11 protein-coding genes are annotated in these 10,711 nt (G+C 73.7%); all 11 read right to left on the bottom strand.

Annotated features, from left to right (window positions below):
• Positions 1 to 115: 115 nt before the first annotated feature.
• Entirely contained in the window at positions 116 to 1,519 is a 1,404-nt protein-coding gene (locus tag GQS09_RS23620; protein ID WP_399552589.1) for an ABC transporter substrate-binding protein, read from the bottom strand.
• A 118-nt stretch (positions 1,520 to 1,637) separates the two neighbouring features.
• Positions 1,638 to 2,405, bottom strand: coding sequence for a DeoR/GlpR family DNA-binding transcription regulator (locus GQS09_RS23615; protein ID WP_165989483.1), 768 nt, complete (start codon positions 2,403 to 2,405; stop codon positions 1,638 to 1,640).
• A gap of 278 nt (positions 2,406 to 2,683) precedes the next feature.
• The gene (locus GQS09_RS23610) at positions 2,684 to 3,820 is read right to left on the bottom strand and encodes a hypothetical protein (RefSeq protein WP_165989481.1); all 1,137 of its coding nucleotides are present in this window, start codon (positions 3,818 to 3,820) and stop codon (positions 2,684 to 2,686) included.
• Positions 3,821 to 3,927: 107 nt separating this feature from the next.
• Positions 3,928 to 4,659 (bottom strand): D-Ala-D-Ala carboxypeptidase family metallohydrolase, encoded by a 732-nt coding sequence (locus GQS09_RS23605; protein WP_165989478.1) that lies wholly within the window; start codon positions 4,657 to 4,659, stop codon positions 3,928 to 3,930.
• 219 nt (positions 4,660 to 4,878) lie between these two features.
• Positions 4,879 to 5,532, bottom strand: coding sequence for a peptide deformylase (def, locus tag GQS09_RS23600; RefSeq protein WP_165989476.1), 654 nt, complete (start codon positions 5,530 to 5,532; stop codon positions 4,879 to 4,881).
• 234 nt (positions 5,533 to 5,766) lie between these two features.
• Entirely contained in the window at positions 5,767 to 6,786 is a 1,020-nt protein-coding gene (locus GQS09_RS23595; protein ID WP_165989489.1) for a tetratricopeptide repeat protein, read from the bottom strand.
• 322 nt (positions 6,787 to 7,108) lie between these two features.
• Positions 7,109 to 7,408: a mycothiol system anti-sigma-R factor gene (gene rsrA / locus GQS09_RS23590; protein WP_165989474.1), complete on the bottom strand. Its 300-nt coding sequence runs from the start codon at positions 7,406 to 7,408 to the stop codon at positions 7,109 to 7,111.
• Positions 7,405 to 8,214 carry a sigma-70 family RNA polymerase sigma factor gene (locus GQS09_RS23585; RefSeq protein WP_207958197.1) on the bottom strand — a complete coding sequence of 270 codons (810 nt, stop codon included), beginning with the start codon at positions 8,212 to 8,214 and terminating at the stop codon, positions 7,405 to 7,407. Before GQS09_RS23585 ends, rsrA begins: the two co-directional genes overlap by 4 nt.
• A gap of 141 nt (positions 8,215 to 8,355) precedes the next feature.
• A complete protein-coding gene (locus GQS09_RS23580; protein ID WP_207958196.1) occupies positions 8,356 to 9,057 on the bottom strand; it encodes an alpha/beta family hydrolase in 702 nt (233 codons plus the stop codon).
• 158 nt (positions 9,058 to 9,215) lie between these two features.
• Positions 9,216 to 10,037 (bottom strand): SOS response-associated peptidase, encoded by an 822-nt coding sequence (locus GQS09_RS23575; RefSeq protein ID WP_165989470.1) that lies wholly within the window; start codon positions 10,035 to 10,037, stop codon positions 9,216 to 9,218.
• Positions 10,038 to 10,086: 49 nt separating this feature from the next.
• The coding region (locus GQS09_RS23570; RefSeq protein ID WP_165989468.1) for a hypothetical protein at positions 10,087 to 10,711 on the bottom strand (625 nt) is incomplete at its 5' end.

The raw sequence follows: 10,711 nt of genomic DNA, 5'->3' as shown, positions 1-10,711 counted from the left end.
GGGAACGGGGCCGGCCCGTTCCGGCCGCGCGCCCGGCCGCTGCCGCCGGCGGGGGCGTCCGGGGAGGCGGCGGCGGGGCGGGGAGAGCCGTCCGCCGCGCTCAGGGGGGTGGTCTTCATCGGCCGCGGTACTCCTCGGCGATCTCCTCGGCCATCCGCTGGGACTTCTCCAGCGCCTCGTCCACGCTCTGCTGTCCGGCGATGGCGGCGCTGATCTCCTGCGAGACGCGGGTGCCGAGGTCGGTGAACTCGGGGATGCCGACGAACTGGATGCCGGGGGCCGGGCGCGGCTGCACGCCGGGGTTCTCCGGGTCGGCGCTGTCGATGGCGTCCCGCGTCACCTCGTAGAAGGCGGACGCGGCCTGCTGGTAGCGGGGGTTCTCGTAGAGCGAGTAGCGCTTGCCGGCCGGGACGTTGGCCCAGCCGATCTCCTCGCCGACGAGTTCCTCGTACTCCCTGCCCGAGGCCCAGGAGATGAATTCCCAGGCGGCGTCGGCGTTGCCGGACGCCTTCTGGATGCCCCAGGCCCAGGTGTAGAGCCAGCCGGAGGAGTCGGTCTGCTCGACCGGCGCGGGCACGTAGCCGATCCTGCCCTTGACCGGGGAGTCGTCGGCCTCCAGGGAGCCGGCTCCGGCGGTGGCGTCGTACCACATGGCGGTGGCGCCCTGGGTCATGTTGTTGAGGCATTCGGCGTAGCCGGCCTGGGCGGCGCCGGCTTCGCCGTGCTCGCGCACCAGGTCGACGTAGAACCGGGTGGCCTCGCGGAACTCCGGGTCGGTGAGGCGGGCGTTCCAGTCGGCGTCGAACCAGGTGCCGCCGAAGGTGTTGACCACGGTGGTGAGCGGGGCCATCACCTCTCCCCAGCCGGGCAGGCCGCGCAGGCAGATGCCCTTCATGTCCTCGCGCGCCTCGTCGATCTGCCCGGCGAGGTCGGCGACCTGCTGCCAGGTGGGCTGCTCGGGCATGGTCAGGCCCAGCTCGTCGAAGACGTCGGTGCGGTACATCAGGAACGAGGACTCGCCGTAGAAGGGCTGGGCGTAGGTCTTGCCGTCGTCCCCGGTGAGCGAGAGCTGCATGGGGGTGAGGATGTCGGCGGCGTCGTAGTCCTCGTCCTCGGCGAGGTAGGGGTCGAGTTCGTGCAGCCAGCCGTTGCGGGCATAGATCGGGGTCTCGTAGTTGGAGATGGTGGCCACGTCGTACTGGCCGGCCTGGTTGGAGAAGTCCTGGCTGATGCGGTCGCGGACCTCGTTCTCCGGCATCACGGTGAAGTTGACCTCGATGCCGGTCTCGGCGGTGAAGTGCTCGGCGGTGAGCTTCTGCAGTTCCACCATGGGCGGGTTGTTGACCATGAGGACGTTGATGGACTCGCCGTCGGAGGAGCCGCCGCCGGAGCCGCCGGCCCCGGCGCAGGCGGTCAGCGCGGTGAGCAGCAGGCCGCCGGAGAGGGTGAGGGAGAGCAGGGGCAGGGGCCGGGGCAGGCACAGCGGCCGGGCGGGGCGTCTCGGGGAGCGGGAGGGGATCATGGTGCGGCTCCGGTTCTCGGGAGGGGTTCCGGTGCACGGGCGGGCGGGCATGCCGCGCCGGCCCGTCGGGGCAACTGGGGTCTGCGGGGCGGGTGGAAGGAGCAGGGCCGGCGGGCTAGACGCGGTGGACGGCAGGGCCCAGGAGTGAGTAGCGGTGCGCCTCGGCCGCGGGCAGCCGGGTGCTGGTCACGATCGCCTCGAAATCGGTGACCTCGGCGAAGCGGCAGAAGCTGACCGCCGCGAACTTGGTGTGCACGCCGATGAAGATCCGGCGCCGGGCGGACCGCACCGCCTGCGCCTTCACCTCCCCGACCGCCGGGTCGGGGGTGGTGAGCCCGTACTGCCGGGAGATCCCGTTGGCGCCGAGGAACGCCAGGTCGATCACGAAGCCGGCCAGCATGTGCACCGTCCAGTGGTCGACGGTGGCCAGGGTGCCGCCGCGCACCCGGCCGCCGAGCAGCAGCACGGTGATGCGGTCGTCGTCGCGGTCGGCGAGCGCGCCGGCCGCCGCCAGGGAGGCGGTGACCACGGTGAGCGGGCGTTCCCGGGGCAGTGCCTCGGCCACCAGCTGAGGGGTGAATCCCTCGTCGATGAAGACCGTCTCGGCGTCGCCGAGCAGCCCGGCCGCGGTGGTCGCGATCCGTCGCTTCTCGGGCACGTGCATGGTGGTGCGGAAAGCGAGGGTCGTCTCGAAGTTCGCGCTCTCCACCGGGTAGGCGCCGCCGTGGGTGCGGCGCATCAGGCCGTGGTCCTCCAGCAGCCGCAGGTCGCGGCGGATGGTCTCGCGGGCCACGCCCAGCCGGTCGGCGAGTCCGGCGACGTCGACCGAGCCCGCGCGACGGGCGGCGGTGAGGATCTCCCGCTGGCGCTCCTCGGCTTTCACGGCACGGTTCACCTCGCTCGTCTCTCGCCTCTCGGCACTGACCGGCTCGCCGGCCGTTCCGGGGTGCCCGTTCGGGCCGACAGGAGGAGTTTTACCGATGAACCAAGGCCGTCACCAGGGAGGGAACAGCGTCGATGGTGCCCGTTTGTGCCCGTTTCCGCGGGCGGTGACCGTACGGCGTCCGGGGAGGAAGCCGGAACGGGCGGGCGGCGCCCGCCCGTTCGGCTGCCCGCGGTGACCGTTTCCGGCCCGTTTTCCGGCGGGGCCGGTGCTCGCGCTCAGCGGCCGAGCACGGCGCGGGCCCGCTCCATCCGCTCGCCGTGCTGCCGCTCGTAGTCGGCGAGCACCTCGGCGTGTTCGGCGATCACCCGCTCCTGGTATTCGGCGTCGACCGCCGCCCACCGCGCCACCAGGCCGGTCTCCTTCTTGCAGGCCACGTCGTGTTCGGCGGCGGCGATGGCCGCCTGGTCCATGATGTCGGTCAGGCCGAGGTCCTCGACCGCGGTCAGCGGGCTGCGGGCGTCGGGGTAGCCGCGGCCGGCCATGCACGCGGCCCATTCCCCGAGCAGCTCGGCCACCCGGGGATCGTCGTCGGCGGCGTGGCCCGCCTCGTCCTCCAGCTGGTGGATGAAGGTGGGGTCCACCCAGTCCGTACCGGGTTCGTTGATGGTGAGCTGGGCCTCGCCGTAGCAGCCGGTGGCCGGCACCCGCCGGCCGTTGACCTCGGGCGCCGGCGCCCCCTCGGCGCCGGCTTCGGTGTCCGCGTCGGCGCCGGCGTCGCTGTGGGTGTGGGCGTCGCTGTGGGTGTGGGTGTGGGCGTCGGCGTCGGCGGCGGACCCGGGTTCCCCGGTCCGGTGGGCGCCGGCCGGCTGTTCGCCCTCCGGGTCGTGGGTGATCTCGGGGGGCCGGGCGCTCTCCTCATCGCCGTGGAGCACGAGCCGCTCCTCGGCCGACAGCTCCGGCTCGCCCCGGGAGTAGGCGTGGGGGTCGAGGTCGGCGGGGTGCCGGTAGCCGTGGACGGAGGCGTGGACGGGGTCGTCCACCCCGTAGAGGTGGGCGTAGGGCGGCAGTCCGGAGGCGGGTGCGGGCCCGGGCGGGGTGTAGTCCAGGCCGTAGCGGCTCATGCACGTGGTGATCAGCGCGTTCCGGGCCAGCTCCAGGGTGCGCTGGTCGGCGTCGGTGATCCGGTAGCGGTCCATGGGGAAGGCCAGCCCGGCGGCCAGGCTGTCGGCGCCCGGCGCCCGGCCCGTCGAGGGAGTGGTCTGCGCGGGGTTCTCCGGGGCGGCGTCCGGCTCCGCCGAGCAGCCGGCCAGCAGCCCGGCGGCGGTGGCGGCGACGGCGAGGGCAGCGGCGGGACGGGATGCGGCACGGGCTGCGGCACGGGCTGCGGCACGGATGCGTGGGGGGATGCGCACCGGGTTCTCTCCCTGTCGGGACGGCGGGGACCGGGCGGTCCGCCCGGCCGCTGCGGGCGGCCGGGCGGACCGGGGGTTTCACGGGAGGGGTCGCGGCACGGGGCCGCTCAGATACCGCAGTTGGGCGCGGACCAGGCGCGGCTGGCCCGGGTGTCGACGTGGGTGTGGTCGTTGTGACCCGGATAGCCGGGCCCGAAGATGCCGTTGAAGCCGTGGTAGCGGGCCCGCTGCGCCAGCGTGCACAGCGAGTGGCTGCCGGTCAGGTCCACGGCGTCGCCGTAGAGGTGGCGGCTGTTGGAGGCGCCGCCGACCGCGCTGTTGCAGGAGTAGGAGCGGAAGCCGCTGCTGACGTAGAGCGGCCGGTCGCCCAGGGCGTGGCGCATGGCCTGGAGCTTCCACATCGCCCGCCGGCCGTTCTCCTTGGCGGCGGACGCGCTCACCGCCCCGCCGGACCAGGTGCTGTTGCACCTGTTGAGCTCGGAGAAGGTGAAGTTGGCCGTGGAACAGTCGCCGTCCTGGAGCTGATAGATCTTGTTGAAGGTCTGCGGGCCGGCGACGCCGTCCACGGAGAGGCCGTAGGCGGACTGGAAGCGGCGCACCGCCGCCTCGGTGGCCGGACCGAAGTCGCCGTCGATGGCCAGCACCGCGCCGTAGCCGGGATAGCCGGCGACCCGGATCTGGAGCTGGGCCACGTCCGAACCGGACATGCCCCGGCTGAGGGTGCGGGGGAAGGTGTAGCAGGAGTCGGCCGCGGCGGTGCCGGAGGCAGCCGCCGAGAAGAACCCGACTGACAAGAGCATGACAAGCGACAGCAGGAGTCGCGACATCCGTCTGGACATGGTGGTGCCTTTCGGACTGTGGGGGTGTCGTGCCCGGGCACCAGCAGGGTGCCCCCGCTGCTCTACCCGCGTCAACCACGGCCGGGAAACGCCAGTGGACGGCCCAGTGAAAAGCTGCCCGGCGCCGCCGGTCCGCGGCACCCGCCGGCCGGGCACGGCCGCTGGACAGCGGCCCTGCCCGGCTCCGCTCAGCCGCGCGGCAACCGCACGCGGACGCGCTCAGTCATTGGGCACCGTTTCATAGCGAGGAGTGTTCTCCTCCATCATCTTCAGCGCCTTGCGCCGGTCCCGCTTGGACAGCCGGTCGATGTAGAGGCGGCCGTGGAGATGGTCCGTCTCGTGCTGGAGGCAGCGGGCGAAGTAGCCGGTGCCCTGCACCCGGATCGGATTGCCCTGGAGGTCCTGGCCGCGCACCACCGCATAGTCGGGGCGGGCCAGCTCGCAGTAGGCGGTCGGCACCGACAGACAGCCCTCGTTCTCCTCGGCCAGCCGGCGGCGGTCGGCCGGCAGCTCCTCCAGCACCGGATTGCACACCACGCCGACATGGCGCACGCCGTCGTCGTCCGGGCAGTCGTAGACGAAGACCTTGAGGTCCACGCCGATCTGGTTGGCGGCCAGCCCCACGCCCTCGGCGGCACGCTGGCTGGCGAACATGTCGTCGACCAGGGCGGCCAGTTCCGCACCGAATTCGGTGACCTCCCGGCACTCCCTGTGCAGCACCGGATTGCCCACCACCGTGATCGGGCGGACCGTGCCGCGCTCCCGGTGGGCACGCTCCCGCTCGGCGGCATCCTGGGTGTCGTCGACGAACACCGGCCCGGCGTCCTCCTCGGTGCCCTCGCCGGTCCGCTGCTCGGTCTGGTGCTGTGCCATGGTCCCGGATCTGCCTTCCTGAGGTGATGGCCGGTAATAGTCGGAAGCAACGGGAACAGCTTACGGTCCCCCGGCAGAGGCGGACCGGCCCGGTCGGCAGACTCTTCTCCCCCACGGACTCCCCCTGCCGCGCGGGACTCCCCCTGCCGCGCGCACCGGCCCGGGGCACGTGCCGGCTGCCCCGCACGGGGCCCGGTCGCCGCGCTCCCCGCCGCCCGGCGGCGCCGGCCGCCGCTAGCAGACCTCTTCCAGATCCCGCCAGTAACGCGTCTCAGGGCTGTCGGCCACCCAGCCGTCCAGCAGGCCCTGCACCAGTGAGGCGGGCGCGGCCAGCCCGCACTCCCGCTCCGGGGACCACAGCGCGGTCCCGCCCGGCCCCAGCGGCCCGGGGCGGCCCGGAGCGCTGTGGTCGTGCGGATCGTGCGGCGGCGGGCCCTCACCCTGCACCGACGGCATCCGGCTCTCCGAACACGCCCGGCACAGCAGCCGCACCGAGGAGGTCCAGTCCTCGGCGGCGTATCCGGCGTCCGCGGCCAGCTTCTCCAGGGCATCGCGATCCGAGGGGCGGGCCGCCTCCAGCAGCACCACCCAGGTCGGCACCGCGGACGGCGCCCACAGCTCCAGCTCGTCGAAGACCGGGTAGACCGTGGTACGGCCCCCGGCACCGCCCTCCGTCACCGTGCGCTCGCCGTTCGGCACGCCGTCGTGCAGCACCACCTCGCCCCAGCGCCGGCCCGAGGACGGCAGCGGGATGTTGGTGATCTCGATCCGGGCGGGATCCAGCCGGGTGCCCCACACCACCTCGGACTCGCCCGACGGCGACAGCCGCACCGCGGCACCGCCCAGCTCCATGCCCGCCGGCTCGGTCACCGCCGCCGCCGGATCGCCCGCCCCCGGTACCAGGAGGCCGTAGGCCTGCCAGGCGCGGCGGGCCAGCGGCCAGTCGTGCAGCGCGGTCGCCGCTATGCCCAGATTCCACCACTCCGGCGCGCCCGACTCCCGCTCCACCAGGGCGACCGCGCGCAGCCCGGCGGCCCGGGCCTGCTCCCAGTCGTGGCGGAACTTGTGCAGCAGCGCCAGATTGAACCAGGAATCGGAGAGCCAGGGCTCCAGATCGGCGGCTCGCGTCAGCAACGCGCCGGCGTCCTCGTACCGGCCGGCGTCGATCAGGGAGAACGCGCGGCGCGTGGCCAGCCGCCAGTCGGTGCACGGCCGCTGTCTGGCCGGCCTGACCGCCCTGCCGAAGATTCTCACGATGTCCTGCCTGATTCCCGCCTCGTAGCCGTCACGTCGAGAGTTCTCCTGTCCGCGGGGGGAGATCGCCAACCCCGCGCGCAGGAGTCTGCTCTCAGCTCTCAGCATGTGCCAGTCGTGGAACCGGCCGCACGGCGTTTTGTGAAGCATCACACTATGGAGACGCCAGGCGTACGCGGGTGCGTTGCCCACCCCCCTCGGTATTCCCCCGTCCGAGTGACCCCGGCCACCGCGGCGACACCCGGCGTCCGCACACGGCGTCCGCACGGGCGGGACGCGGCGGCCGGACGGGCCGGGCAGCGGCGGAGCGGGGACCCGCCCTTCAGTCGGCGGGCTGCTCGGTGAGCGGGGCGGAGGAGGAAGCCCCGCCGTTGCGGATCACTTCCAGCCGCTCCATGACCTTGGTGCGCAGGTCGGCGGGCACCTCGTCATGCCCGCAGCAGCGCTTGACCAGCTTCTTCACGGCCTGCTCCAGGCCGTACTTCTCCAGGCACGGAGAGCACTCCTCCATGTGCACCTGGAACTTCTTCCGCTCGGCCTCCGGCATCTCGCTGTCGAGATACTCGTAGAGATGGTTCAGAATCTCCGAGCAGTCGGTCTCGTGGGGCTTGCCGCAACTCATGATCCCGAGCCTTTCTCCGCCCCTGCGGGGACCAGGCCGCGCTCCCGCGCGTAGTCCTCCAGCATGTCGCGCAACTGACGACGGCCGCGATGCAGCCGGGACATCACCGTGCCGATGGGAGTACCCATGATGTCGGCGATCTCCTTGTAGGCAAACCCCTCGACATCCGCCAGATAGACGGCGATCCGGAACTCCTCGGGGATGGCCTGGAGCGCCTGCTTCACATCCGAATCGGGCAGGCGGTCCAGTGCCTGGGACTCGGCCGACTGAAGCCCGTTGGAGGTGTGCGACTCGGCGCGCGCGAGCTGCCAGTCCTCGATCTCCTCCGCGGCGCTTCGCTGCGGTTCGCGCTGCTTCTTGCGGTAGGAGTTGATGAAGGTGTTGGTGAGGATGCGGTACAGCCACGCCTTGAGGTTGGTGCCGCGCCGGAACTGGTGGAAGGAGGCGTACGCCTTGGCGTAGGTCTCCTGCACCAGATCCTCGGCATCCGCCGGGTTGCGCGTCATGCGCAGCGCCGCCGAGTACATCTGGTCCAGGAACTCCAGGGCCTCCCGCTCGAAGCGCGCGTTGCGCTGCTCCGGGGTCTCCTCGACGCTCCCGTCATCGGCCGTGGCGACCGGACCCACCTCCTCAGTCGGACCCGCTGCGGACCGGGCACTGGCCGGCTCGCTGCTGTTCGCTTCGGAGAATAGACGACGACCGGGGTCCTCCGCTCGCGACGGGCGGTCGGCGGCCCGCCTCAGCGTGCCCCAGTCCACCCGGGTCTCCGGCGACTCGGGGCGGGGCGGGCAGGCTGTCGATCCCATGCGGCTGATCCTCGCTTTCGGGCCGGTCCGCGTCCGCCGGGCGGATGTCCCGGCGGCGGCGGGCGGGGGCTTGGATGGTGCGTCCGTATGGCAGAACACCGCCGCCGCCGGGCGCATTCCCGGCCGCCGCCGGTACCGCACTCAGCCGAGCAGGCGGCCGGTGACCGCGTCCGCGACCGCGCCGGTCAGCAGGGCCAGCGCGGCCTGCTGGTCCAGCGGGGCGCGGGCGGGCACGGCGAAGGAGTGGTCGCCGTGCGGGACCTCGACGAGATCCGTGCCGGCCGGGAACTCCTCCGGTCGCCCGAACGGGTCACGCCCGCCCTGCACCACCAGGACGGGGACGCCGGCGCCGCCGAGTTCACCGGCCCGGGAACGCCCGGGCCGGCCCGGCGGGTGCAGCGGGAAGGACAGCGCGACCACGGCGGCGGCGCCCAGCGCCCGCGCGGTGCGGCAGGCCACCCGTGCTCCGGCACTGCGCCCGCCGGCGATCACCGGCAGGCCGCGGGCCTCCTCGGTCACCGCCGGCCACAGCGCGGACCAGGCCTCGTCCAGGGCGGCGGGGGCGGGCGCGATCTTCTTGCCCGCCACCCGCCAGGGCTGCTCCACCAGGCCGACCGTCACCCGGTGCGGGGCCCTCGGCAGCACCGCGGCCAGCGCCCGCAGATCCCGGGCCTCGATCCCGCCGCCGGCACCGTGCCCGAGCACCAGCACGGCGCGTGCCCCGCCCACCGCGCGATGCCAGCTGATCCGGGCATCCCCGCGCGGCGTGGCCACCACCGCGGCCTCCGTCTCCACCGCGGCATCCGTCTCCGGCGCGGCGGGCACATCCACCTCAGAGCTCATTCCCCCACGCTAAGCCCCCGCGGCCGCGCGCCCGCCCCGCCGCGGCCGGACGCGCCGCAGCCCCGCCGCAGCCCCGCCGCCGAACCGGCACGGCGCCGCGACGGGGGCGGGCGCCGCAGGCGTGGCTCAGAAGAGGCTCAGAAGAGGCTAGAAGAGGCTCAGAAGAGGGTCGTGTCCTCGGGTTCGGGGATCTCGGTGACGAGTCCGGGGCCGTTGTTGGCGGTGCTGTTGACCTCACGGCCGACCGGGTAGGCGCGCATCAGACCGGGGGGCGGCGGGGCCAGCAGCTCGCGCAGCCGCTCCGGATCGCGCTGCGCCGGATCGAGCCAGGCGTCCCAGCGGTCCGCCGGCAGCATCAGCGGCATCCGCGGGTGGATGTCGTGCAGCGTCACCGGCCGGTCCCCGGCCGTCTCCCCGGCGCCGGCGTACGGCGTGGTCTCCGCCTCGGTGGTGATCACCGTGCACGTCGTCCACCAGGCGCGCGGATGGTCGTCGGGCAGGCTGCGGTCCCGCCAGAACTCGAACAGCCCGGCCATGGCCATCACCGAGCCGTCCGCCGGGGTCACGAAGTACGGCTGCTTGCGGGGCCGCTTCCGCTTCCCCTTCTCCTCCTCCTGCCGCTCCTGGGCGGCCGTGGCCCACTCGTAGTAGCCATCGGCGGGCAGCAGGCAGCGGCGGGCCGCGAAGGCCCGGCGGTAGGCGGCCTTCTCGTGCACCGTCTCGGCCCGCGCATTGATCATCTTGACGCCGAGGTCCGGTGACGTGGCCCAGGACGGGACCAGCCCCCAGCGCAGCGCCCGGAGCTGCCGCACCGGCGCCGGACCGCCGCCGTCCTTCAGCGGCCGTTCCAGTACCGCGTACACCTCCTTGGTGGGCGCCACGTTCCAGTCGGCGCCCACGGTCTGCCCGTCCCAGTGCTGAATGTCGAAGAGCGCGGCCAGTTCGTCGGGCCCCCGGCTCGCGGCATAGCGTCCGCACATGCGGCCCACCATAAGGCCACCCTCCGACAACCCCGCCGCGGCGGCGGCCTCAGGTGCACCAGAAGAGGAAGCAGGTGTCCGGCGGGTCCGTCGGCTCGGGCGGGTCCTCGGACTCGGTCCCGGACGGCCGGGGCGACGGCGGCGCGCTGGTGGAGGGCTCCGGCTCCGGTGAGGACGAGGGGGAGGGCCGGGAGGTGGCCGTGGGCTCCGGCCCCGGGGATGCCCCGCCGCTGCCGCCGTCCCCCGGCTCCTCGGCGGGCTCCTCGCTCTCCGTCGCCTGCTCCTCGTCCTCCTCCTCGTCCTGCTTCTCCTGCTCCTTCTTCTTCTCCTCGTCGCCGGCCCGCTCCTCGTCCCGGCTGCCGGACTGCCCGGCCCCGGGGGTCTCCTGGCCGCCGGCCACCCCGGTTCCGTCCTGGCCCGGGCCGGCGGAGTCCTGCGCGGCCTCGCCGGAGCTCTCGGCCCCGCCGCCGTGCGGCCCGTCTCCCGGTGCCGCGCTCCGGTCCCGGGAGTGGCTGGTGCCCGGCAGCGGCACGTTGCCCAGTTCCACCACGGCCACCCCGAGCAGCACCACGCCCAGCACCGCGCCGGCCACGGCTCTGGCGCCGCCGCGGCGCTCGCGCCGACGGTGCGCGGCGGCGGCTCTGCGTCCGGTGGAGCCGGTGCCGGTGCCGGCA

The sequence above is a fragment of the Streptomyces sp. YIM 98790 genome, from assembly GCF_011421595.1.
Classification (GTDB): Bacteria; Actinomycetota; Actinomycetes; order Streptomycetales; family Streptomycetaceae; genus Streptomyces.
This window is presented reverse-complemented; position numbering and strand designations above follow the sequence as displayed.